Source organism: Pseudacidovorax sp. (genome assembly GCF_017991995.1).
Lineage (GTDB): Bacteria > Pseudomonadota > Gammaproteobacteria > Burkholderiales > Burkholderiaceae_C > Xenophilus.
This window is the reverse complement of the sequence record NZ_JAGOPN010000028.1, coordinates 41910-68101: the sequence shown is the minus strand read 5'-3', so window position 1 is coordinate 68101 and position 26192 is coordinate 41910. Positions and strand designations below refer to the sequence as shown.

At 70.2% G+C, this 26192-nt stretch carries 24 protein-coding genes; 14 read left to right on the top strand and 10 right to left on the bottom strand.

The window, feature by feature from the left end:
• Positions 1 to 651: 651 nt before the first annotated feature.
• Positions 652 to 1551, bottom strand: coding sequence for a LysR family transcriptional regulator (locus KBC94_RS27310; protein ID WP_294378175.1), 900 nt, complete (start codon positions 1549 to 1551; stop codon positions 652 to 654).
• A gap of 90 nt (positions 1552 to 1641) precedes the next feature.
• On the opposite strand from KBC94_RS27310, the gene KBC94_RS27305 reads away from it, so the two are divergent.
• Both KBC94_RS27305 and KBC94_RS27300 read left to right on the top strand, forming a co-directional pair.
• Entirely contained in the window at positions 1642 to 1995 is a 354-nt protein-coding gene (locus KBC94_RS27305) for a protocatechuate 4,5-dioxygenase subunit alpha (RefSeq protein WP_294378173.1), read from the top strand.
• Between the two features lie 20 nt (positions 1996 to 2015).
• Positions 2016 to 2861 (top strand): class III extradiol dioxygenase family protein, encoded by an 846-nt coding sequence (locus tag KBC94_RS27300; RefSeq protein WP_294378169.1) that lies wholly within the window; start codon positions 2016 to 2018, stop codon positions 2859 to 2861.
• 102 nt (positions 2862 to 2963) lie between these two features.
• Here the strand turns inward: KBC94_RS27300 and KBC94_RS27295 are convergent, their stop codons facing one another.
• Positions 2964 to 3647: a c-type cytochrome gene (locus tag KBC94_RS27295; RefSeq protein ID WP_294378166.1), complete on the bottom strand. Its 684-nt coding sequence runs from the start codon at positions 3645 to 3647 to the stop codon at positions 2964 to 2966.
• Between the two features lie 142 nt (positions 3648 to 3789).
• Between KBC94_RS27295 and KBC94_RS27290 the strand changes: the two genes are divergently transcribed.
• From KBC94_RS27290 to KBC94_RS27260, 7 genes are all read left to right on the top strand, one after another.
• Complete coding sequence (locus tag KBC94_RS27290) at positions 3790 to 4632, top strand: MoxR family ATPase (protein WP_017759645.1); 843 nt, start codon at positions 3790 to 3792, stop codon at positions 4630 to 4632.
• Positions 4633 to 4680: 48 nt separating this feature from the next.
• On the top strand, positions 4681 to 5289 hold the full coding sequence (locus KBC94_RS27285; RefSeq protein WP_294378160.1) for a GNAT family protein: 609 nt from the start codon (positions 4681 to 4683) through the stop codon (positions 5287 to 5289).
• Between the two features lies 1 nt (position 5290).
• Positions 5291 to 5506, top strand: coding sequence for an addiction module protein (locus KBC94_RS27280; protein WP_294378157.1), 216 nt, complete (start codon positions 5291 to 5293; stop codon positions 5504 to 5506).
• A gap of 4 nt (positions 5507 to 5510) precedes the next feature.
• Positions 5511 to 5804 carry a type II toxin-antitoxin system RelE/ParE family toxin gene (locus tag KBC94_RS27275; protein WP_017759648.1) on the top strand — a complete coding sequence of 98 codons (294 nt, stop codon included), beginning with the start codon at positions 5511 to 5513 and terminating at the stop codon, positions 5802 to 5804.
• Between the two features lie 3 nt (positions 5805 to 5807).
• Positions 5808 to 6995 (top strand): VWA domain-containing protein, encoded by a 1188-nt coding sequence (locus KBC94_RS27270; RefSeq protein ID WP_294378153.1) that lies wholly within the window; start codon positions 5808 to 5810, stop codon positions 6993 to 6995.
• Between the two features lie 91 nt (positions 6996 to 7086).
• Entirely contained in the window at positions 7087 to 9018 is a 1932-nt protein-coding gene (locus KBC94_RS27265; protein WP_294378150.1) for a BamA/TamA family outer membrane protein, read from the top strand.
• 7 nt (positions 9019 to 9025) lie between these two features.
• Positions 9026 to 13108, top strand: a complete 4083-nt coding sequence (locus tag KBC94_RS27260; RefSeq protein ID WP_366934738.1) for a translocation/assembly module TamB domain-containing protein — start codon at positions 9026 to 9028, stop codon at positions 13106 to 13108.
• A gap of 43 nt (positions 13109 to 13151) precedes the next feature.
• Here KBC94_RS27260 and KBC94_RS27255 read toward each other — a convergent pair whose 3' ends face one another.
• Genes KBC94_RS27255 through KBC94_RS27225 form a run of 7 tightly spaced genes read right to left on the bottom strand, consistent with a single transcriptional unit; the run spans position 13152 to position 20038 of the window.
• On the bottom strand, positions 13152 to 14234 hold the full coding sequence (locus KBC94_RS27255; protein WP_294378147.1) for an SMP-30/gluconolactonase/LRE family protein: 1083 nt from the start codon (positions 14232 to 14234) through the stop codon (positions 13152 to 13154).
• A gap of 33 nt (positions 14235 to 14267) precedes the next feature.
• Positions 14268 to 15158 carry an alpha/beta hydrolase gene (locus tag KBC94_RS27250; protein ID WP_294378145.1) on the bottom strand — a complete coding sequence of 297 codons (891 nt, stop codon included), beginning with the start codon at positions 15156 to 15158 and terminating at the stop codon, positions 14268 to 14270.
• Complete coding sequence (locus KBC94_RS27245; RefSeq protein WP_294378143.1) at positions 15155 to 15943, bottom strand: shikimate dehydrogenase; 789 nt, start codon at positions 15941 to 15943, stop codon at positions 15155 to 15157. Before KBC94_RS27245 ends, KBC94_RS27250 begins: the two co-directional genes overlap by 4 nt.
• Positions 15944 to 15956: 13 nt before the next feature.
• Positions 15957 to 16775, bottom strand: coding sequence for a TIM barrel protein (locus KBC94_RS27240; protein ID WP_294378140.1), 819 nt, complete (start codon positions 16773 to 16775; stop codon positions 15957 to 15959).
• Positions 16772 to 18199, bottom strand: a complete 1428-nt coding sequence (locus KBC94_RS27235) for an FAD-dependent oxidoreductase (protein ID WP_294378137.1) — start codon at positions 18197 to 18199, stop codon at positions 16772 to 16774. The genes KBC94_RS27240 and KBC94_RS27235 overlap by 4 nt, the downstream gene beginning before the upstream one ends.
• Positions 18200 to 18229: 30 nt before the next feature.
• The gene (locus KBC94_RS27230; RefSeq protein WP_294378135.1) at positions 18230 to 19027 is read right to left on the bottom strand and encodes an alpha/beta fold hydrolase; all 798 of its coding nucleotides are present in this window, start codon (positions 19025 to 19027) and stop codon (positions 18230 to 18232) included.
• A 9-nt stretch (positions 19028 to 19036) separates the two neighbouring features.
• A complete protein-coding gene (locus tag KBC94_RS27225) occupies positions 19037 to 20038 on the bottom strand; it encodes a tripartite tricarboxylate transporter substrate binding protein (RefSeq protein WP_294378133.1) in 1002 nt (333 codons plus the stop codon).
• 123 nt (positions 20039 to 20161) lie between these two features.
• Here KBC94_RS27225 and KBC94_RS27220 point away from each other — a divergent pair, with 123 nt between their 5' ends.
• Both KBC94_RS27220 and KBC94_RS27215 read left to right on the top strand, forming a co-directional pair.
• On the top strand, positions 20162 to 21052 hold the full coding sequence (locus tag KBC94_RS27220) for a LysR substrate-binding domain-containing protein (protein ID WP_294378130.1): 891 nt from the start codon (positions 20162 to 20164) through the stop codon (positions 21050 to 21052).
• A 64-nt stretch (positions 21053 to 21116) separates the two neighbouring features.
• Positions 21117 to 21740, top strand: a complete 624-nt coding sequence (locus tag KBC94_RS27215) for a DUF2878 domain-containing protein (protein WP_294378128.1) — start codon at positions 21117 to 21119, stop codon at positions 21738 to 21740.
• 69 nt (positions 21741 to 21809) lie between these two features.
• Here the strand turns inward: KBC94_RS27215 and KBC94_RS27210 are convergent, their stop codons facing one another.
• Entirely contained in the window at positions 21810 to 22286 is a 477-nt protein-coding gene (locus KBC94_RS27210) for a GNAT family N-acetyltransferase (protein ID WP_294378125.1), read from the bottom strand.
• A 190-nt stretch (positions 22287 to 22476) separates the two neighbouring features.
• Here KBC94_RS27210 and lplT point away from each other — a divergent pair, with 190 nt between their 5' ends.
• Genes lplT through KBC94_RS27195 form a run of 3 tightly spaced genes read left to right on the top strand, consistent with a single transcriptional unit; the run spans position 22477 to position 26055 of the window.
• Positions 22477 to 23721: a lysophospholipid transporter LplT gene (lplT, locus tag KBC94_RS27205; protein WP_294378123.1), complete on the top strand. Its 1245-nt coding sequence runs from the start codon at positions 22477 to 22479 to the stop codon at positions 23719 to 23721.
• Positions 23718 to 24857 carry a glycosyltransferase family 1 protein gene (locus tag KBC94_RS27200; protein ID WP_294378121.1) on the top strand — a complete coding sequence of 380 codons (1140 nt, stop codon included), beginning with the start codon at positions 23718 to 23720 and terminating at the stop codon, positions 24855 to 24857. Before lplT ends, KBC94_RS27200 begins: the two co-directional genes overlap by 4 nt.
• 22 nt (positions 24858 to 24879) lie before the next feature.
• On the top strand, positions 24880 to 26055 hold the full coding sequence (locus tag KBC94_RS27195; RefSeq protein WP_294378118.1) for a nucleotide sugar dehydrogenase: 1176 nt from the start codon (positions 24880 to 24882) through the stop codon (positions 26053 to 26055).
• Positions 26056 to 26192: the final 137 nt, after the last annotated feature.

Here is a 26192-nt window from a genome sequence, read left to right as displayed (position 1 = left end):
GCTGGCGACATCCACGCCGACAAACGCAGTAGCCGGATGAGTCTTCATTGCGCAAAATACGAGCGCCGGGATGTGCCTGCTGTCGGCGTGAGCTTGCAAGAATCGGGGATCGTTGCTGCACAGCGCACGCAACGTCGCCAGGTTCCTTATCGACGCTCGGCGCAGGGATGGGGTGATGACTCAGGGTGTCGGTCGGTGGGGTCTGAAGCTACCGCCGATGCTTGTCGATGTCCCTACATCCCGGCTCCTCGCCCTTTCTTACGGTTTGGTTGATGGGAGCCAAACCATACAAGCCTGTCGAAGCCTCACCCAGCAAGGTGGAACCGAGGCAGGTGAGGACGGCCCGCCTTTGAGCCGCGCGCCGCTCTGCCCTTAGACGAGTTCAGGGCGAACGGAGTGAGGACTTGGACGGACGAACCCGGCAGCTGAGGCGCAGCGTCGAGGCGGAGGATGGCGGTGTGCGTGCGGAGGAGCCATTCGCGGCGCCGTGCAGTGTCCCAAGCACGTCGGTGTAGAGCGAGCACCCGTCCCGTGCAGCAAGTCGGTCAGCGCGAGCGTGCACCGGGAGCGCGCATGCCGACGTCCTCTGCCGGGTTACCGTCCCGGCGACGCGGCCACCGCAGCCAGGCAACTGACCGCCCAGTGCAGGACTCAGCGCCGCGCCGGCACCACCGCCGCCAGCTGCTCGCGCAACCACCGGTGCGCCGCATCCTGCTGGTGGCGCAGATGCCACACCATGTACATCGGCAACGGCGGACAGGCGACCGGCACCGCCGCGCTGGCGAACTCGCGCATCAGTCCCTCACCCAGCAGCCCCGGCACCGTCGCCAGCAATGAAGTGCCGCGCAGGAAGGCCGGCAGACCCGCGAAGCCCGGTACCGTGACCACAAAATGCCGCTCGATGCCTCGCGCCGCCAGCGCCTCGTCCAGCGCCATGCGCCGCTGGGGCGGATAGACCACCGTGGCATGGTCCGCGGCCAGCCATTCGCGCCGCGTGGCCGGCGCCTCGCGCACGGCCGGGTCGTAGAAGACGCGCCAGCGGTCCTCGAACAGGCGCTTCTGCACGATGTCGCTGCCCTCGGGCGGGCGCGGGCTGACCACCAGCTGGCACTGGCCGCTGCGCAGCATCTCGGCCGTGGGCACGTCCGAGGGCAGCACGCGCAGCACCAGCCCCGGCGCCTGCGCCCGCAGCCGCGCGGCCAGCGGCACCAGCAGCACCTCGCGCTGGAAATCGTTGGCGGCGATGGTGAGCGCGCCGCGCCAGGCCGCCGGATCGAAGCGCGCATGCCGCGCAAAGGCCTGCAGCTGCGCCAGCAGCTCGCGCGCCTGCGGCGCCAGCGCCTGCGCATGGGCCGTCGGCACGATCCCGCGGCCCGACTTGACGAACAACGGGTCACCCGTGATGGCGCGCAGCTTGTCCAGCAGATGGCTCACCGCCGACTGCGTGACACCCAGGCGCTGCGCCGCGCCGGTGATGGAACCCGTCTCCACCACCGCCACCAGCAGGCGCAGCAGCCGGGCATCCAGATCCGACCAATCGAAATCGCTCATGCGATCCATGATGATCCATCGGTTTATCTTTGGCAACGGCAGGCGAATACTGGCGGCCTTCCTTCACCACGGGATCGACGAGGAGACCGCATGACCACCCCCACGCCAGGGCCCATCGAGGGCACCACCCTGTTCGACGGCGATCAGGCCCGCAAGGGCTACGCGCTCAACAAGATGTGCTTCTCCTTCAACGAAGAAGCCAATCGCCAGGCCTTCCTGGCCGACGAGGAGGGCTACATGCGCCGCTATGGCCTCAATGCCGAGCAGGCCGCGGCCATCCGCGCGCGCAACGTGCTGCAGCTGATCGCTGCGGGCGGCAATGCCTACTACCTGGCCAAGTTCGCGGGCATCTTCAAGCTGGACATGCAGGACATCGGCGCCCAGCAGACCGGCCTCTCCAAGGACGAATTCAAGGCCCGGCTCGTCGCAGCCAACTTCCAGTAACACAAACCCGGAGACATTCCATGGCCACGATCATCGGCGGCGTCGGCACCTCGCACATCCCCGCCATCGGCAACGCGATCCACAAGGGCCTGCAGGCCGAGCCCTACTGGAAGCCCTTCTTCGACGGCTACCCGCCCGTGCACGACTGGCTGGCGACGGCGCGGCCCGACGTGGTGGTCATGTTCTACAACGACCACGGGCTCAACTTCTTCCTCGACAAGATGCCCACCTTCGCCGTCGGCGCGGCGTCGCAATACGCCTCGGCCGACGAGGGCTGGGGCATTCCGGCGCAGCCGCCGGTGGGGGGCGAGCCGGCGCTGTCGTGGCAGCTGATCAACACGCTCGGCGAGCGCGACTTCGACATCGTCAGCTGCCAGGAGATGCTGGTCGACCATGCCTGCACCCTGCCGCTCAAGCTGCTGTGGCCGCAGGGCGACTGGCCGGTGACGATCGTGCCGGTGTGCATCAACACGGTGCAGTTCCCGTTGCCCAAGGCCAGCCGCGTCTATGCGCTGGGCAAGGCCGTCGGCGAGGCGGTGGCGGCCTGGGGCGAGGACCGGCGCGTGCTCTTCGTCGCCTCGGGCGGGCTATCGCACCAGCTGGACGGCACGCGCGCCGGCCACATCAACAAGCGCTTCGACCTGCAGTTCATGGACAGCCTGCTCACCAACCCGGAATGGGCCACGCAGTTCTCGATTCACGAGATCGTCGAGAAGGCCGGCACCCAGGGCGTGGAGCTGCTGATGTGGCTGGCCATGCGCGGGGCGCTCACCGCCGCAGGCCCGTCGGTGCGCAAGGTGCACGCCAACTACCACCTGCCGATCTCGAACACCGCAACGGCGCTGCTGGCGCTGGAGACGGCCTGACGCGCGCGGCCCCGCCATCGGGGGCCGCCAGAAAGAAAGAGCCCCATGAATAAAAGCCCGCGGGCAATCGCCTCGCAGGCCTTTTGGTTGGGGCTGCCCCGCTTACTTGCTGGCCGTGCGGTGCAGTTCGGACTCCGGCACCGTCTTGAGCTCGCCCGGCAACGAGGCGATGTACTGGGCCAACTGCTTGAGTTCGGCGTTGCTGTAGGGCTTGACCTGCGTGCCCATGACCGCGTTGGAGCGGCCGACGAGGGGGTGGCTGGTCTTGTAGGCCTTGAGCGCCACGAAGAGATAGTCGCCGTACTGGCCGGCCAGCTTGGGCACGGTGACGTCATTGGGGGTGTTGAAGTTGGCGCCGTGGCACTTGGTGCAGCTGTTGTCGGCATTGCGGGCGATCAGGGCCTGGACCTTGTCGCTGGGTGCCGCGGCATTGGCCGGCGGCGCCGCCCCGTCGTTCAGCCCCAGGGCCGAGTAGTAGGCGGCCAGGTCGGCGATGTCCTGCTCGGTGAGGGTGTCGGCGATGGCCCGCATGGTCGGGTGCTTGCGGTCGCCGCCCTTGTAGGCGGTGAGCGCCGCGGTGATGTAGCCGGCGCTCTGGCCCGCGATCTTGGGCACCTTGTGCACCTCGGGGAAGCTGGCCTGGTAGCCCACGATGCCGTGGCAGCCCACGCACATGGCCACCTTCTTCGCACCGTTGTCGGCATTGCCCGTCACCTTCTGCGCGGAGGCCACGCTGGTCACGCAAGCGACAGCGAGGGCAAACATCGTGGTCAACAGCTTGTTCATTTTGCGCGCAAAATCTCGTGAGGACTTGGGGGATCGGCGGGCGATTATAGGAAGCCGACCCTTGCGCCGACCCGCTGGAAAGCCCTGATCGCACGTGCATCGGGCGCACCTTTCTCCCGCTTTTCCCCACTGCAAGCCATCCATGAAATTCAAGGGTTCCGACAACTACGTCGCCACGCAGGACCTGATGCTGGCGGTCAACGCCTCCATCACCCTCAAGCGCCCGCTGCTGGTCAAGGGCGAGCCGGGCACCGGCAAAACCATGCTGGCCGAGGAAGTCGCCAGCGCGCTGGGCCTGCCGCTGCTGCAGTGGCACATCAAGTCCACCACGAAGGCGCAGCAGGGCCTGTACGAGTATGACGCCGTCAGCCGCCTGCGCGATTCGCAACTGGGCGACGAGCGGGTCAAGGACATCCACAACTACATCGTCAAGGGCGTGCTGTGGCAGGCCTTCACCGCCGACGAGCCGGTGGCGCTGCTGATCGACGAGATCGACAAGGCCGACATCGAATTCCCCAACGACCTGCTGCGCGAGCTGGACCGGATGGAGTTCTACTGCTACGAGACGCGCCAGCTCATCAAGGCCAAGCACCGGCCGGTGGTGTTCATCACCTCCAACAACGAGAAGGAGCTGCCCGACGCCTTCCTGCGCCGCTGCTTCTTCCACTACATCAAGTTCCCCGACGCCGAAACGATGCGCCGCATCGTCGAGGTGCATTTCCCCGACCTCAAGCAGGAACTGCTGGCCGCGGCGATGAAGACCTTCTACGACGTGCGCGGCCTGCCCGGCCTGAAGAAGAAGCCGTCGACCTCGGAGCTGCTGGACTGGCTCAAGCTGCTGGTCGCCGAGGACATCCCGCTGCAGGCCCTGCAGAGCAAGGACGAGAAGGTCGCCGTGCCCCCGCTGGTGGGCGCGCTGCTCAAGAACGAACAGGACGTGACCCTGTTCGAGAAGCTGGTGTTCATGCAGCGCAACAATCGCTGATCGGCCTGCGCCGCTGCAACGACCGTCCTGCCCACCTGCCAAGCTGCCATGGCCTTCGTCGACCCCGTTGAACTGAGCGAGCGCGGCGTGCGTCTGGTGCCCCTCGCGCCCGCACACGAGTCGGGCCTGGCAGCCGCTGCCGCCGACGGCGAACTCTGGAACATCCGCGTCACCTCGGTGCCCGAGCCCGAGAACACCGCCACCTACATCGCCCAGGCCCTGAAGATGCGCGAGGACGGCAGCCGCCTGGCCTTCGCCGTGCTCGACGAGGCCAGCGGCACGGTGCTCGGCACCACCAGCTACCACGACATCGTGCCCACCATCCGCCGGGTGGAGATCGGCTACACCTGGTATGCCAAGCGGGTGCAGCGCACGCATGTCAACACGACCTGCAAGTTCCTGCTGCTGCGCCATGCCTTCGAGACGCTCCAGTGCCATGTGGTGGGCTGGCGCACCGACAACTTCAACTTCGCCAGCCAGCGCGCCATCGAGCGCCTGGGCGCGAAGAAGGACGGCGTGATCCGCGGCCACGCCCTGCGCCGCGACGGGACGATCCGCGACACCGTGATGTACAGCCTGCGCACCGGCGAGTGGCCGGAGGTGAAGGCGCAGCTGCTGTACCTGATGGACAAACCCCGTCTTGCCTCAGGAGGCTGACATGAGCGCACTCCCGAAAGAAATCGCCCAACTCGGTGTGCACGAGAAGCTGCAACTCGTCGAGGATCTGTGGGACAGCATCGACCAGGACCTCATGCCGCCGCTGAGCGAAGAACTCAAGGCAGAGCTCGACCGTCGCTGGGCGTGGGTTCAGGCAAATCCCGGCACCGCATGCACGCCCGCCGAACTCGCCGCATCGCTGGGCGTCCGGCTCTGAATCGATGCAGTTCGAAGTGCATCTCGAGAAGCCTGCGCAACAAGACCTGCGCATGGCCTTCGAGTGGTACGAAGCGAAGCAAACGGGCCTTGGCGCCGAACTCCTGCGCAGCGTCGCCGCTTTGGTGGAATTGCTTTCGCGCGATCCGCAGCGCTTCCGCCACGGGCCTGGCGCCTATCGCAGCGCCAAGCTGCGCCGCTTTCCCTACGCCATGCACTATCGGATCGAAGGCCAGCATGTCCATGTGCTGGCGTGCGTCCATTTCCGCCAGAGTCCCGAGCGCTGGCCAGGAGCCTGACCCATGCTGATCGACTTCTTCTACACCCTGCGCGCGGCCAAGCTGCCCGTGTCGGTCAAGGAATACCTCACGCTGCTGGAGGCCCTGCAGGCCGACGTGGTGGGCCCGAACTCGGACGATGCCTTCGGCATGGACGACTTCTACTACCTCAGCCGCACCGCGCTGGTGAAGGACGAGAAGCACTACGACAAGTTCGACCGCGCCTTCGCCGCCTACTTCAAGGGCGTGGAGATGCTCACAGACTTCACCAAGGAAGTGCCGCTGGACTGGCTGCGCCAGGTGCTGGAGAAGGAGCTCACGCCCGAGCAGAAGGCCGCCATCGAAAAGATGGGCTGGGACGAGCTGATGGAGACGCTCAAGAAGCGCCTGGAGGAGCAGAGGGAGCGCCACGAGGGCGGCAGCAAGTGGATCGGCACCGGCGGCACCTCGCCCTTCGGCAACGGCGGCTACAACCCCCAGGGCATCCGCATCGGCGGGGTCGGCAAGAACAAGAGCGCCGTCAAGGTGTGGGAGCAGCGCGCGTACAAGGACTACGACGACACCCAGGAGCTGGGCACGCGCAACATCAAGATGGCGCTGCGCCGGCTGCGCCGCTTCGCGCGCGAGGGGCATGAAGACGAGCTGGACCTGGACCAGACCATCAGCCGCACCGCCGCCAATGCCGGCTACCTCGACATCAAGATGCGGCCCGAGCGGCACAACAACGTCAAGGTGCTGCTGCTGATGGATGTGGGCGGCACCATGGACGAGCACGTCGCACGCGTCGAAGAACTCTTCTCGGCCGTCAAGACCGAGTTCAAGCACCTGGAGTTCTATTACTTCCACAACTGCGTCTACGACTTCATGTGGAAGAACAACCGCCGCCGCTTCAGCGAGAAGTTCGCGACCTGGGACATCATCCGCAAGTACAACAAGGACTACAAGCTGGTGTTCGTGGGCGACGCGACCATGAGCCCCTACGAGATCCTGCAGCCCGGCGGCAGCGTGGAATACAACAACGAGGAGCCCGGCGCCGAATGGCTGCAGCGCCTGACGCACGCCTTCCCCAAGTTCGCCTGGATCAACCCCGAGCCGCAGGGCGTGTGGCAATACCGCCAGAGCATCTCGGTGATCCAGCAGCTGATGTCGCAGCGCATGTTCCCGCTGACGCTCAAGGGGCTGGAAGACGCGATGCGGCTGCTGTCGAAGTAGCACAAGGCCGCCGAACTCGCATCGGCAAGCCCCCGCAGGACGGGCGGCATTCCGACATGGCGGCCTCGAGGCCGATGCCAGAATGCTGCCCATGCCCAGGGTGGATTCCCGTCGACCGACGCCGGCACGCACGCCGGCGTTTCTTTTTGTGCTGCTGCTTCTCGGTGCCCTGCTGCTGCAGGGCTGCAGCCTGCTGTCCGGCCGGCACAAGGACGACAAGGCGGGCGCCGACGACGCGCCGTCGGCCCTCACGAGCAACGGCACAGACGCCTCGGGCGGGCGGCACGGCTTCAACGTGCGCGTCGAAGGTCCCGCCGAAGCCCGCGAGCTGCTGGAGCAGCACCTGGAGCTGCAGCGCTACCGCCGCCTGGACGACCTGCAACTGGCCGAGATCTCCCGCCTGATGGTGGCCGCCGACGCCAATGCCCGCGAGCTGCTGGGCACGCTGGGCTACTTCACGCCCACGCTTAAGATGGAACTGGTGGACCTGCCGGCCGACGCCGCCGTGCCCTACGAGGTCCGCATCCGGGTCGATCCGGGCCCGCGCACCAAGGTGACGGCCGCCCAGGTGGACTTCGCCGGCCCCATCGCCACCGCCACCGACGAGAAGACCGCCGCCCAGCGCAAAGCCATCCGCGACGGCTGGACGCTGTCGGCCGGCCAGGACTTCACCCAGTCGGCCTGGGACGGCGCCAAGAACACCGGCCTGCGCAAACTGGTCGCGCAGCGCTTTCCCACCGGCAGCATCTCGCTGAGCCGCGCCGACGTCGACGCCGATGCCGGCACCGCCCGGCTGTCGGTCACCTACCAGTCGGGCCCGGCCTACCGCTTCGGGCCGCTGGAGGTGCGCGGCGCCGAGCGCTACAGCGTGGACGGCGCGCGGCGCATCGCCCGCGTGCCCTCCGGCCAGCCCTACGACCAGCAGGAGCTGCTCGACGCCCAGGCCCGCATGGCCAGCAGCGGCTACTACGACTCGGTCTTCCTCACGCTCGACACCGATGCCGACCCGCAGGCCGCCACCGTCGTCGCGCAGGTGCGCGAGGCCAAGCTGCAGAAGATCGTGCTGGGGGCGGGCTTCACCTCCGACTCCGGGCCGCGGCTGTCGGCCGACCACATCCACAACCGCATGCCGCTGCTGGACTGGCGCGCGGTGACCAAGCTCTCGGTGGACCGCAACACCCGTTCGCTCAACAGCGAATGGAGCGCGATCCCGGGCGACGACGGCTGGCGCTGGATCACCTCGGGCGAGCTCAAGCAGGACCTGTCGGGCGACTACGAGGTCGACAGCGGCCGGGCCCGCTTCGGCCGCAGCAAGTCCGACCCCAAGATCGACCGCGCCTACTACCTGCAGTACGACTACGCACTCAACCGCGGGCTGGGCGCACCGCCTTCGGCCTCGGCCCTGAGCGCCAACTGGTCGTGGACCGGCCGCTATTTCGACGACGCCGGCGCGCCGCGGCGCGGCTGGGGCCTGGGGCTGGAGCTGGGTGCCGGCTACACCCTGAGCGGCGCCCAACGGCCGTTCACCCGCGCCGACGTGCGCTCGCTCTACATCCTGCCGCTGGGCCGCGTGGCCGAGGGCGACGCGCCCGGCCTGGCACGGCAATCGCGGCTGGCGCTGCGGGCGCAGGTCGGCGCCGTGACGGCCACGGACGATGCGCAGATCCCCTCCACCCTGCTCTTCCTGACCGGCGGCGACACCAGCGTGCGCGGCTACGCCTACCGCTCCATCGGCACCACCAATGCCAGCGGCGCCACCGTGGCGGGCCGCTACCTGGCCGTGCTCAGCGCCGAATGGCAGAAGCCGCTGGTCTTCGACAACAAGGTCTCGGCCTGGGAAAGCGTGGTCTTCGTCGACGCCGGCAGCGTGGCCGACCAGGTGAGCCAGCTCAACAAGCCGCAGGTGGGCGTGGGCGTGGGCGCCCGCTGGCGCAGCCCCGTGGGGCCGGTGCAGGCCGATCTGGGCTATGGCGTGGAGACGCGCAAGTTCCGGCTGCACCTGCGCCTGGGTTTCAGCTTCTGACGACATCGTGAGCACCGACACGCCGCCCTCCCCGACGCCGGAGCGTCCGCCGATGACGCCGGGCGCGTCGAAGCCCCGCACCCGTTCCCGCACGCGCCGGGTGTTGCGCGGCCTGGCCTGGACAGTCGTCGGCCTGCTCGCCCTGGTGCTGCTGCTGCTGGGCGGCGCCTGGTGGTGGGCCGGCAGCGACAGCTCGCTCGCCACCGTCCTGACACGCGCCGCCCGGTACCTGCCCGCCGGCCAGACGCTGGAGACACAGGAGGTGACCGGCTCGCTGCGCAAGGGCGGCCGCATCGGCCTGCTGCGCTACCGCACGCCCGATCTCACGGTCGAGGTGCACCAGGCCGAGATCGGCTGGCAGCTGCGCCCGCTGTTCGACCGCCGGGTGCAGCTGGGCGAAGTGCGTGCCGCGCAGGTGCTCATCGAGGCCAAGCCCGCGCCCGCGGATGCGCCCAAGAAGCCGCTGCAACCGCTCGAACGACTGGTGCTGCCGGTGGTGGAGGTGGACGTGCCCTTCCGCATCGGCGAGGTCCGCTGGGCCGGACCGCCGCCGGTGGTGGCGCAGCAGCTCGCCGGCCGCTACCGCTACCAGAAAGCCCAGCACCGGCTCGACCTGGACGGCGTGGACATCGAAGGCGGCCACTACAGCGGCCAGGTGCAGCTGCAGGGCGACGGGCCGATGGCGCTGAATGCCGCGCTCCAGGGCCGCCTGCAGGCGCCGCTGGGTGACGGGCGCACCCTGCCCGTCCAGGCGACGGCCACCGCCAAGGGCAACCTGGCGGGCGCCAATGCACGGCTGGCCGTGCAGGCCGAGGCCCGCGCCGAGCAGGCCGACGAGAAGGCCGGCGCGCTGTATGCCAAGCTCGATGCGAACCTGGCGCCCTGGGCGCCGCAGCCCGTCATCGACGCCCTGGCCACGCTGCGCGACGTCAATGTCGCCACCTTCTGGAAGACCGGGCCCTTGACCCGCCTGAGCGGCGAGGTCGCCGTCCAGCCCGACGCCCAGACCGGCGAACAGGCCTGGCGACTGCGCGCCGACCTGCGCAACGCCATGCCCGGTCCCTGGGACCAGCAGCGCCTGCCGGTGGAGCGCCTGCGCGCCCGCATCGGCTACGCCGGTCCGGCCGAGGGCACCTGGACGGTGGACGAGGCCCATGTCGAGGCCGGCCATGGCCGCATCGACGCCCAGGGCCAATGGAAGCCCGCGCCCGCGCCCTGGCAGGTGCAGGCCCGCGTCGAGGGCGTACGCCCTGGCGAGCTGCACACCGCGCTCGAAGGCGGTGTCATCAGCGGCCCGGTGACTGCGCGGCAGGAAGGCGATGTGCTGCGCTTCGACACCGACCTGCGCGCCCAGGGCGGCCGTGCCAGTGCCCAGGGCCTACAGGGCTTCGGCCTGGAACGTCTGCTGGCCAAGGGCCAGTACAACCTGCGCACGCAGCTCGCCGAGCTGCCGACCCTCCGTGTGGAGGCCGAGGGCGCCAGCATCGAGGGCCAGGTGCGCGCCCGTGTCGCCGAGCAGGCGGGCAGCGGCGACCTGCGCCTGGTGCTGCCCGGCATCAATGCGCGGCTGCAGGCCGACATGGCCCCTGCCCGCGGCACCGGCCAGGCCGAGGTGCAGTTGCAGGACGCCGCCCGCCTGCAGGCCTGGCTCAAGAAACTGCCCGGCCTGTCCAGCATCGACAAGGCCATGACGGCCGAAGGCGGGGCACGCCTGGATGCCCGCTGGAGCGGCGGCTGGCGCAGCTTCCAGGAACGGCTGGCCAAGCCGACAGCCCCCCTGCCCCGCGGCAGCGCGGAACCCACGGTCAACGCCAAGCTGAGCACGCCGCAACTGCTGCTCAAGCCCGGTCCTGCCGCGGACGGCACGCGACCGGCCCCCATCCAGCTGACGACCTTCGCCGCCACGGTCGACGGCAGCCTGGCCCGCGCCAGCCTCGCGCTGTCGGGCGAGGTGCGCCAGGGCGAACGCCGGGCGCGGCTCGACACCAGCGCCAGCGGCGGACTGGAAGCCGCCGGCCAGTGGCGCATCGCCCTGGCCCGGCTGCGTGCCGACGTCGACGATGGTGGCCGTGGCGACACGCCCTGGGTGCTGGAACTGGGCCAGGGCTTCGAGACCCGCGTGCGCCAGTCCGGCGACCGCCTGCAGGTGGAGACCACCGCCGGCAGCGCCACCGTGCGCGGTCCGGTGCCCGGCACCGTGCGGCTGTCGTGGGAACCGATCCGCCTCAGCTCAGGCAATAACGGCGTGCAACTGCAGACCAAGGGCCGCCTGCAGGGCCTGCCCATGACCTGGAGCCGCGCCTTCGGCGGCGACACCAGCCTGCGCGAACTGGGCATCAGCGGCGACCTGGTCTTCGACGGCGACTGGGACATCGCCGCCCTCGACCAATTGCGCGCCCGCGTGCGCCTGGGCCGCGCCAGCGGCGACCTGCGGGTGCAGGCGGGCGAAGCCGCGCTGGTGCGCAAGCTCGAAAGCCACGGCACCGGCGCACCCGGCGAGGTCAAGACCGACTCCAGCGACACCGCACCCTCCACGCCCGCGGGCCTTCGCCAGGCCGAGCTGCGCCTGGATGCCGAAGGCGACACCGTGCGCGCCAGCCTGGACTGGGACAGCCAGCGTGCCGGCCGCATCCAGGCCAATGCCTCCACCCGCCTGCAGCGCCAGGGCGAAGGCTGGCAATGGCCAACCGACGCGCCGTTGGCCGGCCGCCTGCAGGCCAGCCTGCCGCAGCTGGGCGTGTGGTCCATGCTCGCGCCACCGGGCTGGCGCATCGCTGGCACGCTGGAGGCCGACGCCACGCTGGGTGGCCAGCGCAACGACCCGCGCTGGAACGGCACCGTCCGCGCCGACCAACTGGCGCTCAAGGCCGCTGTCGAAGGCCTTGACCTGCGCGACGGCCGCCTGCGCGCCACGCTGGCCGGCAATCGCGTGGTGATCGATGAATTCCGCCTGCAGGGCGGCCCCGGCAGCCGGGTGCGCATTCCTGGCCGCAGCGGCAACCTGAGCACCGTCTCCAGCCAGGCCGCGCAGGACGGCGGCAACCTGTCGATGAGCGGCGAACTGGGCTGGGGGCCTGCGAGCGCCGGACGCTCGGGCCTGTCGATGTCGATGCGCGGCGAGATCCGCAGCCTGCGCGCGCTGGTGCGCTCCGACCGGCAGCTCACGCTCTCGGGCCAGCTGCAGGCCGGCCTGCAGGACGGGCAGATCCGCCTGCGCGGCGACCTCACGGCCGACCGCGCCGTGATCATCCTGCCCGACGAAAGCGCGCCCGGCCTGGGCAGCGACGTGGTGGTGCATTCCGCCGCCCGCGACGCGCAGGAGCGCAAGAAGGCCGAGGCGGCCGAGGTGTCGCCGCAGCAGCCGACCACGGCCAGGCCGCCGGACATCCAGGTGAGCTTCGACCTGGGCCGCGACTTCGCGGTGCAGGGCCGCGGCATCACCACGCGGCTGGAAGGCAAGCTGGACATCCGCGCCACCAGCACCACGGCGCCCCCGCGCGTGACCGGCGAGATCCGCACCGTGCAGGGCCAGTACCGCGCCTACGGCCAGGCGCTGGACGTGGAAAGCGGCATCGTCCGCTTCAACGGTCCCGTGGACAACCCGCAGCTGGACATCCTGGCCCTGCGACCCAACATCAGCCAGCGCGCGGGCGTGCAGATCACCGGCTCGGCGCAGGCGCCGCGGGTCAAGCTCTATTCCGACCCGCCGCTGTCGGACGCCGAGGTGCTGTCGTGGGTGGTGCTGGGCCGGGCCTCCGCCGCCAGCGGTGGCGAGGCGCAGCTGATGCAGCAGGCCGCCCTGGCGCTGCTGGGCCGCCTGGGTGCGGGCGGCGAAGGCGGCAGCCTCGCCAGCCGCTTCGGCCTGGACGAGATCGGCTTCAAGGGCGGCGGCAACGGCGACGTGGCCGGCTCGGCCATCACGCTGGGCAAGCGGCTCTCGGACGACTTCTACGTGACCTACGAGCGCAGCCTGGCGGGCACCCTGGGCACGATCTACTTCTTCTACGACCTCACGCGCAACCTTACGCTGCGCGGGCAGGCGGGGATTCAGAGCGGGATCGACCTGATCTACACGGTGCAGTACGACTGACGGGCGCGTGCAGAGCACGGCAGTCGAGGGGCAGGAAGACCCGTCAGCGGGACGGCGCAAACCCGACCTTGCCCGTGCGCAGGCGATAGACCTTGCCCACGCCTACCGTCGCGACATACAGCGTGCCCGCCTCCGGACCGCGACCGAAGCCCACGTTGACGGGACTTTCACGGTTCGGCAGGGTGAGTCGCGCCACCAGGGCGCCGTCCGGCGTCATCACGTAGATACCGGGTCCCGACGGCGCACTCGGCAGGGCGAGATAGAGGTTGCCATCCACATCCGTCGTCATGCCGTCCACGCAGCCGGCCTTCTCCAGGTCGAGCAGGACCCGGGGTGCGCCCGGCCGACCGGCGGCATCCAGCGGATACGCCACCAGGCCGCCCGCCCCCGTGCGGTCCAGGGCCGGCCTGCCCTGCTCGCCGAGCGCATTGGTCCCGGGATCGCAATGGCCCACGTACAAGGTCCGCCCATCCGGCGACAGCTCGATGCCGTTCATCTTGGCGTCGTTGCCGAGGATGCGCGATACCGGCCACAGGCCCTTCGAACTGGCCTCGGGCGGATCGAGCCGGTAGACGGCGTTGATCCGCTGTTCGATGGTCTCGGGTCCGAACAGGCGAAGGTCCGAGAAGAAGATGCGGCCGGCGCGATCAATCGCCACATCGTTCGGTGCATTGAACTGCCGGTTCTCGTGGAAATACGCGACCACGCGATAGCCACCGCTGCGCAGGTCGGTCACCGAGACGCGACGACCGCCGTAGTCGGCCCCTTCCGCGGCGACCAACCGATCCTGCGCGTCGATGGCCAGGCCGGCCGCCATGTTGCTGGGCTCGCGGAAGATGCGCGGCGTGCCACCGGGCGGCACCACCCAGATGCGACCGCCCTGCACACCGGCCGCATCGCTGCAGCCGACCGAGCGTGTGATCTCGGTGAAGTAGACGCTGCCGTCGGACGCACTGGCGATGCCTTCCATCACGCCGCAGCCGCCCGCGTGAACCAGCTCGAAGGAAGGTGCGGGAAAGAACTCCTGCTGGCGCGCCGGTGCGGCATCGCCGAGTTGGCTCAGCCGCATGGGCGCCGTTTGCGCATGGGCCTGCAGCGCCAGCACGAGCCCCGCCAGCAGAATCATCGGTCGCATGTCATGTCTCCTTGTTCTCGGCGTTCAGGCGTGGCGTTGGAGGAAGGGCAGGACATGCGCCAGCACCTCGTCCGGTGCCTCCTCGGCCATCAGGTGACCGCAGTCGACGGCCGCGCCCTCGACATCGTCGGCCCAGGCCCGCCAGGTCTCGACCGGATCCGGTGCACCTGCAGTCGACGCAGACCACAGCACCTGCAGGGGGCAGGCGATGCGGCGGCCGGCCGCGAGATCGTCGCGGTCGTGCTGCAGGTCGATCGAGGCCGCCGCGCGGTAGTCCTCGACCATGGCATGCCGCACCGACTCCCGGGCGAATGCCCGGTGGTACTCGGCCAATGCCTCGGGCGTGACCGCGTCGACCTTGAGCACCGCATTGCGCAGCGCCCAGTCCAGGAAGTAGCCCGGATGGGCGCGCAGCATGCGCTCGGGCAGGTCGAAGGGTTGCGCGAACAGGTACCAGTGGAAGGCCTTGAGCCCGAAGGCCATGCCGGCGCGCTGCCACATCGTCTCGGTCGGGACCACCGTCAACGAAACGAAGGCGCTGACAGCCTCCGGACGATCCAGGCACAGGCGATAGCCGACGCGCGCGCCGCGGTCGTGGCCCATGACCGCGAAGCGTTCGAAGCCAAGGGCCTGCATCAGGGCCACCTGATCGCCCCCCAGCGTGCGCTTGCAATGATGGATATGCAGCGGATCGCCGCCCGGCCCGACGCTGTCGCCGTAGCCGCGCAGATCCGGGGCCACGACGGTGAAATGCCGCGCCAGCGTCGGCGCGATGCGGTGCCAGGCCACATGGGTCTGCGGATACCCATGCAGCAGCAGCAGCGGCGGCCCGCTGCCACCCACCTCTGCATGGATGGTTGCGTCACCGAGTGCGAAGCGACGCACGTCGAAACCTGGAAAGAAAGGCGTGCTCATCGCTGGTCTTCGTCGAAGAAGAAATCGGCCATCGCTTCGAGCTGCTCGTCCATCATGTGCCGGCCCGGCACGACGCGCGCACCGAGTTGCCGTGCATGCGCCAACAGCGGCGTGATGGACGGCTCCATGATGACCTCGGCCACCGTGTGGCCGGGCAGGATGGCCGACGGCGCGATGGGCAGTGGATCATCGGGCCGCATGCCCGCGGGCGTCGCATTCACGACGAGATCGCGCGGACTGGCAGCGTCCCACCGGCCGGCGGCATGCCCAAGCGCACGCAGGCGATCGACCAGGGCAAGCTGCTTCGTCTCGTCGACGTCGTGCACGTCGATGGCCGCCGCGCCCGCCGCGGCCAGCGACAAGGCGATCGCGCAGCCTGCGCCGCCCGCGCCGACCAGGCCCACACGACGTCCCTCGACGTCGAAGCCGCTGCGTACCAGCCCGCGCAGAAAGCCGGCACCGTCGAGCAGGTCGCCCTGCCAACCGTGCGGGGTGCGCCGGACCACGTTCACGGCGCGCGCCCGCTGCGCGGCCGGCAGCAGTTCCATCGACAGCGCAGCCACGCGCTGCTTGTGCGGCACGGTGACGACGATGCCCGCGAAGTTGTGCACCACATGCAGGGCGTCGAGCAGGCTGCCTACCGCCTCTCCCCGCACATGCATCGGCACCAGCACCGCGTTCGTTCCCCGCGCCTGGAGCAGGCGCGTCAGCGGCAGCGGCGCCTTCACCTGGGCAACAGGGTCTCCGATGATGCCGAGCACGACGGTGCGGCCGTCGAGCCGCATCCCCTTCCAGGGTTCATGAGTGGTCATGGCCGAGCCCTCGAAGGAAGTGATGGGCGCTGCGCCAGGCGGCGGCGGCGCGCGAATGGATGTCGAGCGTGGCCGTTCGGATCGCACTCGGCGACTCCACCGACAGCACCGCGTCGTCGCCCAGGTAAGGCAGCAGACGATGGACCGGCAACGCACCCTCGCCGGCAAAGAGCCGGTGGGCCCGGCCCTCTTCGCTGGCCGACAGGCCAGGATGCCGCCGGGCGGGTGCGTCATTGATCTGCATGAAGTGGTGGTCGATGGACGGGTCCGCCATGTCTTCCGGCGTGCAGCCTGCGCGGAAGAAATGCAGCGCGTCGACCACCACGCGCACCGCATCGTGCGCGAATGGCCGGACCAGTTCCCGGGCCACCTGCAGCGAGCGCGCCGCCGTGTAGACCATGAACTCGAGGCCGAGATTCAGGCCGTGCGAGGCGGCACGCTCGGCCAGCATGCCGATGTGGGCCGTGGCGCGGCCGGTGTCGACGTCGTCCACGTTCACCATCAGCCGCCGTGCGCCCAGCGCCTGGGCCGAAGCCAGGACGCCGTCGAACGCCCGCGCGTCGAACGCAGGCCCGATGCGCACGATCTCGACATCGTGTACCTCGATCCCCAGGTCGTGAAGGCGAGCGAGCGTCTCGCGCAGCATCGGGCCGCCCTCGTGCATGGGAAAGGGCGCCTCGCCGGGACGCGCTGGATGCAGCCGCATCCCGACGCCGCGAAACCCCGCCGCATGGGCCGCCTCCACCAGTTGCGGCGGCGACGCATCGAGCATGCCCAGGTGCGCGAGCGAGAGCGCGAAGCTCATGCCGGCACCGCCGCGCGCGCCTGGCGCAGCGGCACGCCCTGTGCCGTCAGCGCCGCCTGCAGCCGCTTCAGGTCCACGTTGCGCGGCAGCACGTTGTGGTCGGCCGCCAGCGCTGCGGCCGTGCCGGCGGCCTGGCCGGTGAGCCAGCACTGGGGAATCTCCCGCAGGAAGCCGTGGGAGTTCGCATCGCAGGCGATGTGCTTGCCCGCCGCCAGCACGCCGTCCAGCGTCTCGGGCACGAGCGCACCGTAGGGCACGGAGATGTTGGGAAAGCGCGGCGACGGGCTGGGACTGATGCCGATCTCGTCGGGCTCGATGGCACCGGCGTCCCACGTACCGCGAAGCACCCGCTTCACGCCCACCAGCCGGCGTCCGTGGCGCGTACCGATCTGCGGTGCCATGAGCATGATCCAGGCGCGCTCGAAACCCGGTGCATGTGCGCGGTAGAACGCCAGATGGTCTTCCATGCTCCGGCGCGATTCCCATTCGACCTGCGTCATGTCGTCGACATCGAGCGCGCTGAAGCCGGCCTTGCGCGGACCGAGGAAGGTGGCGACGTCGTTGCGCCACGAGACGAGGGGCTTCTCGAAGCTGCCGACCGTCTCGCGACCGCGCGCCATGAACGCGGCAAAGGCCTCGGGCTCGTGGGCGCGGAAGTCGAGCCAGCGCTGCATGTCCACGCCCGCGTACAGCCAGGAGGTGTTGATGCAGTGATGGATCTCGCGCGCGTCGATGTCCGAGTCGTAGGCCGCACCGGCCGCGGCATAGAGGTCGCCCTCGCCCGTCGTGTCGACGACCACGTGGGCCAGGATCGCGCGGCGGCCCTGCTTGCTCTCGAAGATGGCGCCGGTCACGCGGCCGTCGTCGACCACCGGCGCGACCATCCAGGCGTGCAGGATCAGGTCGACGCCCGCCTCGCGCACCATCTGGTGGTACACGCCCTTCAGCCGCTCGGGATCGATGGTCGGCGAATGGGTGACCACGCCGTGGAAGGCCGCGGTGCGCAGCGCCCAGTGCGCGGCCTGGTCCGGATCCTTCGATCCCCACGCCTCGCGCGGCGGCCCCGCGACGGCATCGGCACCCAGTCGCTCCATGATCTCGGCGGCAAGCCCCTGGATCACCGGCTCGCCCTCCCAGTCGCTCATCCGGTCGATCCAGATCACGAGGCCGCCGGTGGAGAGGCCGCCAAGGTGGTTGTAGCGTTCGAGCAGCACCACCCGCGCGCCGGAACGCGCAGCGGCAACCGCGGCCGCGACGCCGGACGGGCCGCCGCCCAGCACCAGCACGTCGCAGCGTGTGTGCACCGGCGTGTGCCGTGCGGCCTCGGCGATGTGGCCTTGCGGCGCACGCTGCGTGCGCTGGCTCTGGCGCAGGTTGACGTCGGATTGGAAGAAGTGGCGGTCTTCCGCGGTGAGGGTTCCCATCGTGCAGCTTTCGAGAAGGAGAAGTGGATGTCAGGCGGCCAGTTCGCGAAGGAGCGCGCTCAAGGGCCCGGGGGCGGTCACCATCGCGTCATGGCCGGTCGCGAGCTTTCGCGTCTGCCAGCCCGCGTCCGCGCGCACGCGGGCCTTGGTCGGCTCCAGCGTGGCGATCGGATCGACGGTGCATTCGATGTAGGTCTTTGGCAGGCCGTTGCCCAAGGAGGACTTGAGCTGCAGCGGCTGCAGGTAGGTGCCCACGGGTTGCGGCGTCATGCGGCGCTGGACCCATGCTGCATCGGCCGCAGCCGTGACCCCGAATGCCGACGGCGGCAGCGCAGGCGCCGCGCCCACGCCGGCACCGGTCTCACGGATGGTCTTCATACGCTGGTCGACCACGGACTGCGGGAAGTCCGAGAACAGGCTCTTGCCGGATTCGAGAAGCAGCGAATCCAGGAACACCAGCTGCCTCAGCCGGGCGCGCGCACGATCGGCGACGCCGGAGATGACGATGCCGGCGTAGCTGTGGCCCACCAGCACCACGTCTTCCAGCTCCTCGTACTCGAGCAGGTTGACGATGTCGTCGATGTGCGTGTCGAGGTTGACCTGGGGCGACAGGAGGTGCCGGCGCTCGCCGAGCCCCGTGAGCGTCGGCGTGAAGACCAGATGTCCCGCGGCGCGCAGTGACGCCGCCACGTGCTTCCAGCACCAGCCGCCGTGCCAGGCCCCATGCACGAGGACGAAGGGGGGTGAATCCGAGCGCGCCGAAGCGCGCAGCGGGCCGGCGAGGCTGGCTGCGGCCAGGCCGACAGCGAAGAGATCTCTGCGTTGCATGTCCGCTCCTTATTCGTTGCGTGCGCCGGTCAGCTTGATCACGCGGCCCCACATCGCGGTGTCTTCCACGATCTGGCGGGCGAGCACATCGGGCGCACTGCCGATGGCCAACCAGCCCTGGTCCTGCAAGCCCTGCTTCACGGCGGGGATGCGCAGGATCCGGGCGATCTCCTCCGACAGGCGGTCGGCCGCGGACGAGGGCAGGCTGGCCGGGCCGAAGATGGCGTTCCACGAAGTCACGTCGAACGGGCTGCCCGAGGCGTCGAGCGCCGACTGGATCGGCGGCACATCGCCCGCGCCCGGAGAAGGCTGGGCCGAGCTGATTCCGTAGAGCCGCAGGCGCCCGTTCTTCGCCTGCGGCACGGCGATGGAGGGAATCATGAATGCCAGGTCGATCTGCTGGCCCATGAGCGCCGTCGCGACCTGCGGAAAGCCCGGGAAGGGCACATGCACCGCGCGGATGCCGGTGTGGGCCTTGAGCAGCTCCATGGTCAGGTGCGAACCCGAGCCTGGCCCGATGGACCCATAGCTGAGCTTGTCACCCCGGGTCTTCGCAAAGTCGAGAAAGCCGCGCAGGTCAGCCGCCGGCATCGCATTGCTGCCCACGAGCACGAAGGGACTGCTCGCGACGAGCGAGATGGGCCGCAGGTCGCGCGCCACGTCGTAGGGGGTGGAAGGCGTCAGCGCCTTGGCGGTGGTGAGCGGGCCATTGCCGGTGAGGCCGATGGTGTGCCCGTCCGTTGCCCGCGCCACCGCGGTGACGCCGATGCTGCCGGTGGCGCCGACCTTGTTGTCGACGACCACCGGTTGGCCGAGGGCCTGACCGAGGGGATCGGCGATCAGGCGCGCCAGCGCGTCGGGGGACGAGCCTGGCGGAAAGCCGACGATCAGGCGCAGCGGCTTCTGGGGCCATGCAGGACTGGCGTGCACCAGGGCCGGCGCCAGCGACGCTGCGAGCGCACCGCGCAGCAGATGGCGCCGTCGGGATGAGAAGTCGATAGGGGCTTGCATGCGTGTCTCCGGTCTGTCCGCGTTTGTCGTCCCCCCCATTCTTGAACCGGCGCACCGCGGCGAGCGTGATACTTCGTCATTCTTCGCATCACGCTTCGTGATGACCTGGAGGGGACAACGACCATGCCGCCACTCACCCCACCGCGCACGCCCCGCAGCCACACCGTCGACATCGACCTGCTGCGGGTGTTCGACACCTTGCTGCGCGTCGGCAGCTTCACCACGGCCGCCAAGGCGCTGTCGCGCACGCAATCGGCGGTCAGCATGCAGCTGAAACGGCTGGAAGATCAGCTCGGCGTCCAATTGGTTGACCGCAGCAAGCGGCGGCTGAACGCCACGCCCGAGGGCCTTCAACTGCTGCCGCTGGCGCGGCAGATGCTCGGCCTGAACGACCAACTGTTCCACGACATCGACATCGCAGAGGTGTCGGGAAGCATCCGCATCGGTGCCATCGAGCACTACGCCACGCGCGTGCTGCCGGCGCTGATCGCGGAGTTCTGCCGCCTGTATCCGAGGATCCATGTCGAGCTGGAGCACGGGGTGTCGTCGCTCATGCACGCGGAACTGGGTGCACGCTATGACCTTGTGGTGGGCATCGGACCGGTCGGCTCGGGGGAGGGTCGACGCCTGTCGAAGTCGCGCGTGGTGTGGGCATCGACGCCAGGCTCGACCACCCATCTGCAACGCCCATTGCCGCTCGCGCTCAATCCCGAGGGCGCGATGCTGCGTGACTGGGCGACGCACGCGCTCGACCGGGCGGGCATCGCCTGGCGGATCGCCTACACGAGCACCACGGTCACGGGGCTCGAAGCGGCGGTGCGCGCGGGCATCGCCATCGGCGTGTTCCGCGAGGCCACGATCTCGAAGCGGCTCAAGGTGCTGGGCGGACGTGAGGGCATGCCCGCCATGCCGGAATGCGAAGTCTGGCTGGCGGCCGCGCCCTTGCCAGGACGCAGGGCGGTGGAGCTTCTTGAAGCGTTCCTCATCCAACGGTTGCGCAGATCGCCGCGCTGAGCAAGCCGCACCTGCAGGCACGGTCGTCTCTCATCCAACCCGCTGCACGCGCCGTAGAAGCGACATGGCCACCCAAGCGTCCCCTCCTTCCCCCAGCCAGAGCGCGGCAGCGAAAGCCGTGGCACCCTTGCCGCCGCGCCGGCTGCTGTGGGCCAACTTTGCCTGGACGCAGATCGCCTGGTTCGCCGCCGTGCTGGGCGCGGCGCACGGCTGGCCGGTGCTGGGCTGCCTGCCGTTGGTGGCGGGGTTGGCTTGGCACCTCTGCACGGTCCGGCGCGCGCAGCCGGAGGCGCGGCTGCTGCTCTATGCCGTGCTGCTGGGCACGCTGGCCGATGCCGGACCGGTGCTGCTGGGCGCCGTGACCTATCCCAGCGGCCAGTGGACGGCGGCGCTACCGCCCTTCTGGCTGAGCGGACTGTGGGCCGCCTTTGCCACATCGATCAACCTCACGCTGCGCTGGCTGCACGGCCGGCCCGCGCTGGCGGCACTGCTGGGTGCGGTGGCGGGGCCGCTCGCCTTCTCGTCGGGCGTGCGGCTGGGCGGCGCGCAGTTCGTCGACGCGCCGCTGGCCCTGGGCTGGCTGGCGGTCGAATGGGCGCTCCTGCTGCCGCTGCTGTGCTGGCTGGGACGGCGACATGACGGCGCGGCCGGCCCCGCTGCGGCCGTGCCGCTGCGCGAAGGCGGTTGAAGGCAGGGTGCCGCCGACGGCAGCGCGCGGCCACCCGTCAACGCGGTCGATCCGCCCGGCGCCGTCAGGCTACAGCGGCCGCACCATGAAGCGCGCGGCCGCGTCATAGCTGGCCAGCTTGGCCGCCAGTGCGGGCACCTCGCGCACCTCGAAGCCCTGCCGCGCCCAGAAGCCGGCCGAGCCGTTGACGGCCACCAGCGCCATCTCGCGGCAGCCGGCGGCCACGGCCTGCGCGGCCAGCAACGGCATGGCGCGCCCGGCCGCCCCCAGGCCCCGGGCCACGGGCAGCAGCGCCATGTCGTGCAGGTAGTAGATGGGCGCAGGCTCGGGCAGGCGCTGCAGCAGCGTGTCCAGCGCGGGCGGCGCATCGGCATGCCAGGGATGGCTCAGCACATAGCCGGCGAGCGCACCGTCGCGCGTGACCAGGCACAGGCAGCCGCCGCCGAAGAGGGCCAGGCGCTCGGCGAAGACGGCCTCGCCCTCCGGATAGTCGGGATGGACCTCGGCCGCGATCTGCAGCACGGCGGGCAGATCCTGGCCTTGCATCGGCCGCCAGTGGGCAGCGGGTGGCGAAGCAGGCGAGGCAGGCGAGGCAGGCGAAGCAGGCGAAGCAGGCGAAGCAGGCGAAGCAGAAGCGTCGGACATGCCCCGAGCATAGACAGCGCGCCACCGTCACCGCAGCGACACGTTCGCGCCCTCCAATGCCGGCCATGCACAGCCCAAGCCGGAACCACGCGTGAGCCGCGGCATGCACTGGCTGCTGGCCGCGCAGTTCTTCTCGGGCCTGGCCGACAACGCGCTGCTGGTCATCGCCATCGCGCAGCTGATGGCGATGGGTGCGCCGGTGTGGATGGCACCGATGCTCAAGTTCTGCTTCACGCTGGCCTATGTGCTGCTCGCGCCCTGGGTGGGCGCGCTGGCCGACCGCTGGCCCAAGGCCCTGGTCATGCTGGCCGCCAACCTGCTCAAGGCGGGCGCGGCCTGCGGCATGGTGCTGGGGCTGCACCCGCTGTTCGCCTTCGCGCTGGCGGGGCTCGGGGCCGCGATCTATTCGCCGGCCAAGTACGGGCTGATCACCGAGCAGGTGCCGCCCGCGATGCTGGTGCGCGCCAATGGCTGGATCGAGGTCAGCACGGTCTGCGCCATCGTGCTGGGCACGGGCTTCGGCGGCCTGCTCGTCAGCGCGCGCATGCCGGGCGTGGGCATGGCCCTGGCCGTGGTGCTGGCCACCTACGCGCTGGCAGGCCTGCTCAACCTGCTGATCCCGCGCGGCGTGTCGCACGGCAGCGGCGTGGGCTGGGCGCCGGCCGCGCTGGTGGGCCGATTTGCCGTCGCCAATGCCACGCTGTGGCGCGATGCGCAGGGCGGGCTGTCGCTGGCCATCACCACGCTGTTCTGGGGCGCGGGCGCCACGCTGCAGCTGGTGGTGCTGGCCTGGGCGCAGGACGCGCTGGACCTGGGCCTGGACCAGGCGGCCTACCTGCAGGCCGTGGTGGCGCTGGGCATCGTGGCGGGCGCGGCGCTGGCCGGGCGCCTCGTTCGTCTGCACCAAGCCCCCCGCGTGCTTCCGCTGGGCGTGCTGATGGGCGCCGGTGTGCCGTTGATGGTGAGCGTGGACACGCTGCCCGTGGCCGTCGTCCTGCTCACGCTGATCGGCGCCCTGGCCGGCCTGCTGGTGGTGCCGATGAACGCGCTGCTGCAGCACCGCGGCCATGTGCTGCTGCGACCGGGCGAATCCATCGCCGTGCAGAACTTCAACGAGAACCTGGGCGTGCTGCTGATGCTGGGCGTGTATGCCGCCCTGCTGGGCCTGGACCAGTCCATCGCCCTGCTCACGGGCGCCCTGGGCGCCTGCGTGGCGCTGGGCACGCTGCTGGCCGCAGGCCTGTATGCGCGCCGCAGCGCGGCACGACCTCATTGCGCCAGCGCGCCCCAAGCACCCTCTCTGTCTGCCACCTCTTCCACCAGGGACCTGCCATGAAACTGCTGATCGTCTCGGATGCCTGGGAACCCCAGGTCAACGGCGTCGTGCGCACGCTCAAGATGACGCGCCGCGAGCTGCAGCGCCTGGGCGTGGAGGTGCATGTGCTGTCGCCGCTGGACTTCCGCTCGGTGCCCTGCCCCACGTACCCGGAGATCTCGCTGGCGCTGACCTCGCGCGCCGGCGTGGCCCGCCGCATCGACGCCATCGACCCCGACTGCCTGCACATCGCCACCGAAGGCCCGCTGGGCTGGGCCGCGCGCAGCATCGCCCTCTCGCGCGGCTGGCCCTTCACCACGGCCTACCACAGCCGCTTTCCGGAATACGTGCATGCCCGCGTGCGGCTGCCGCTGGGCTGGAGCTATGCGGTACTGCGCCGCTTCCACAACGCCGCGCGGGCCACGCTGGCGCCCACACCGGCCATCGTGGACGACCTGAAGCAGCGCGGGTTCACGCAGGTGCGGCTGTGGTCGCGCGGCGTCAACCTGGCGGCCATGACCCCCGAAGGCCCGCGCATGGAGCGGCCGGCCGAGCCGGTCTTCCTGTACGTGGGCCGCATCGCGGTGGAAAAGCAGGTGCACAAATTCCTCGAACTCGACCTGCCCGGCCAGAAATGGGTGGCCGGCGAAGGCCCGGAGCTGGCCAAGCTGAAGGCCCGCTTCCCCGAGGCCCGCTGGCTGGGCCTGCTGGACGTGGAGGCGCTGGCCAGCCTCTACCGCACGGCCGACGTGACCGTCTTTCCCAGCGTCACCGACACCTTCGGGCTGGTGATGGCCGAGTCCATGGCCTGCGGCACGCCGGTGGCCGCCTACCCGGTGCCCGGCCCCATCGACGTGGTGGGCATGGATTCGCCCGGCGGCGTGCTCGACCAGGACCTGCGCGCCGCCTGCCTGGCCGCACTGCACAAGCCGCGCGAGGGCGTGCGCCGCTTTGCCGAGCGCTACAGCTGGCCGGCGGCCACGCGGCAGATGCTGCAGGCGCTGGCGCCGCGGCGTGGCGACAAGTCCGCCGCGCTGGCCGCCGCCGACCGCATCGCCGCCGAGGGCACGGCCGCAGTCGATGACGACCGCGCCGGCAACGGCGGGGCCGCACAGGGCAGCGGGCCCACCGCCGTGGCCGTGGCCGCCACTGCCTGATCGCCACCGCGGAGCCGCCGCCATGAAGATCGCCGTCGTCGGGGCCGGCTACGTCGGCTTGGCCAATGCCGTGATGCTGGCGCGCCATCACCATGTGGTGGTGCTCGACACCGACGCACGCAAGATCGAGGCCCTGCGCGCCGGCCTGAGCCCCATCGTCGACGCCGAGCTGCAGGCGCAGCTGGCCGGCGGCGGGCTGGACCTCACTGCCACGCTGGACCGCAACCTGGCCTACGACGGCGCCGAGCTGGTGATCGTCGCCACGCCCACGGACTACGACCCGGTGGCCAACCACTTCGACACCCGCAGCGTGGACGCCGTGACGGCCGATGCGCTGGCCTGGGCGCCGCAGGCACTGGTGGTGGTCCGCTCCACCGTGCCCGTGGGCCACACGCGGGCGCTGCGCGCGCGCCTGGGCCACGACGCGATCGTTTTCGCGCCCGAGTTCCTGCGCGAAGGCCGCGCGCTGCACGACAGCCTGCATCCCAGCCGCATCGTGGTGGGCGACACCGGCCCGCGCGGCCAGCGCGTGGCCGCCCTGCTGCGCGAGGGCGCCCTGGCGATCGAGGTGCCGCTGCTGCTCACCGGCAGCAGCGAGGCCGAGGCCATCAAGCTCTTCGCCAACACCTGCCTGGCGATGCGCGTGGCCTTCTTCAACGAGCTGGACACCTATGCCCTGAGCCATGGCCTGGATCCGCGGCAGATCATCACCGGCGTGGGGCTCGATCCGCGCATCGGCCTGCACTACAACAACCCCAGCTTCGGCTACGGCGGCTACTGCCTGCCCAAGGACACGCAGCAGCTTCTGGCCAACTACGCCGACGTGCCGCAGAACCTGATCCAGGCCATCGTCACCGCCAACACCACGCGCAAGGACTTCCTGGCACGCGACATCCTGGCGCGCATGCATGGCGCGGCGGGCACGGTGGGTATCTACCGGCTGACCATGAAGGCCGGCTCGGACAACTTCCGCACCAGCAGCGTGCAGGGCATCATGAAGCGCATCAAGGCCAAGGGCGTGCCGGTGATCGTGTACGAGCCCACGCTGGCCGATGACCAGTTCTTCGGCTCGCCGGTGGTGCGGGACCTGGCGCGGTTCAAGCGCGAGGCCGCGCTGATCGTGGCCAACCGCGCCACGCCAGAGCTGGACGACGTGCGGGACCGGCTCTACACCCGCGACCTCTTCGGTGGGGACTGAGAACGCTCCCCCCAAGCCGCTTCGCGGCTCCCCCTCCCTGGCGCCTTCGGCTTGGAGGGGGCGCACCCAGAGGCCTGGCAAAGCCAGTTCCTCGGGTGCCCTGGCATGGCCTGCTCCGCGGCCATCGGTGTGTCGAA

Excerpts from the sequence above, each read along its gene's own strand:
- KBC94_RS27310 (WP_294378175.1), bottom strand. The coding sequence starts at position 1,551 with ATGAGCGATTTCGATTGGTCGGATCTGGATGCCCGGCTGCTGCGCCTG.
- KBC94_RS27305 (WP_294378173.1), top strand. The coding sequence starts at position 1,642 with ATGACCACCCCCACGCCAGGGCCCATCGAGGGCACCACCCTGTTCGAC.
- KBC94_RS27300 (WP_294378169.1), top strand. The coding sequence starts at position 2,016 with ATGGCCACGATCATCGGCGGCGTCGGCACCTCGCACATCCCCGCCATC.
- KBC94_RS27295 (WP_294378166.1), bottom strand. The coding sequence starts at position 3,647 with ATGAACAAGCTGTTGACCACGATGTTTGCCCTCGCTGTCGCTTGCGTG.
- KBC94_RS27290 (WP_017759645.1), top strand. The coding sequence starts at position 3,790 with ATGAAATTCAAGGGTTCCGACAACTACGTCGCCACGCAGGACCTGATG.
- KBC94_RS27285 (WP_294378160.1), top strand. The coding sequence starts at position 4,681 with ATGGCCTTCGTCGACCCCGTTGAACTGAGCGAGCGCGGCGTGCGTCTG.
- KBC94_RS27280 (WP_294378157.1), top strand. The coding sequence starts at position 5,291 with ATGAGCGCACTCCCGAAAGAAATCGCCCAACTCGGTGTGCACGAGAAG.
- KBC94_RS27275 (WP_017759648.1), top strand. The coding sequence starts at position 5,511 with ATGCAGTTCGAAGTGCATCTCGAGAAGCCTGCGCAACAAGACCTGCGC.
- KBC94_RS27270 (WP_294378153.1), top strand. The coding sequence starts at position 5,808 with ATGCTGATCGACTTCTTCTACACCCTGCGCGCGGCCAAGCTGCCCGTG.
- KBC94_RS27265 (WP_294378150.1), top strand. The coding sequence starts at position 7,087 with ATGCCCAGGGTGGATTCCCGTCGACCGACGCCGGCACGCACGCCGGCG.
- KBC94_RS27255 (WP_294378147.1), bottom strand. The coding sequence starts at position 14,234 with ATGATTCTGCTGGCGGGGCTCGTGCTGGCGCTGCAGGCCCATGCGCAA.
- KBC94_RS27250 (WP_294378145.1), bottom strand. The coding sequence starts at position 15,158 with ATGAGCACGCCTTTCTTTCCAGGTTTCGACGTGCGTCGCTTCGCACTC.
- KBC94_RS27245 (WP_294378143.1), bottom strand. The coding sequence starts at position 15,943 with ATGCGGCTCGACGGCCGCACCGTCGTGCTCGGCATCATCGGAGACCCT.
- KBC94_RS27240 (WP_294378140.1), bottom strand. The coding sequence starts at position 16,775 with ATGAGCTTCGCGCTCTCGCTCGCGCACCTGGGCATGCTCGATGCGTCG.
- KBC94_RS27235 (WP_294378137.1), bottom strand. The coding sequence starts at position 18,199 with ATGGGAACCCTCACCGCGGAAGACCGCCACTTCTTCCAATCCGACGTC.
- KBC94_RS27230 (WP_294378135.1), bottom strand. The coding sequence starts at position 19,027 with ATGCAACGCAGAGATCTCTTCGCTGTCGGCCTGGCCGCAGCCAGCCTC.
- KBC94_RS27225 (WP_294378133.1), bottom strand. The coding sequence starts at position 20,038 with ATGCAAGCCCCTATCGACTTCTCATCCCGACGGCGCCATCTGCTGCGC.
- KBC94_RS27220 (WP_294378130.1), top strand. The coding sequence starts at position 20,162 with ATGCCGCCACTCACCCCACCGCGCACGCCCCGCAGCCACACCGTCGAC.
- KBC94_RS27215 (WP_294378128.1), top strand. The coding sequence starts at position 21,117 with ATGGCCACCCAAGCGTCCCCTCCTTCCCCCAGCCAGAGCGCGGCAGCG.
- KBC94_RS27210 (WP_294378125.1), bottom strand. The coding sequence starts at position 22,286 with ATGCAAGGCCAGGATCTGCCCGCCGTGCTGCAGATCGCGGCCGAGGTC.
- KBC94_RS27200 (WP_294378121.1), top strand. The coding sequence starts at position 23,718 with ATGAAACTGCTGATCGTCTCGGATGCCTGGGAACCCCAGGTCAACGGC.
- KBC94_RS27195 (WP_294378118.1), top strand. The coding sequence starts at position 24,880 with ATGAAGATCGCCGTCGTCGGGGCCGGCTACGTCGGCTTGGCCAATGCC.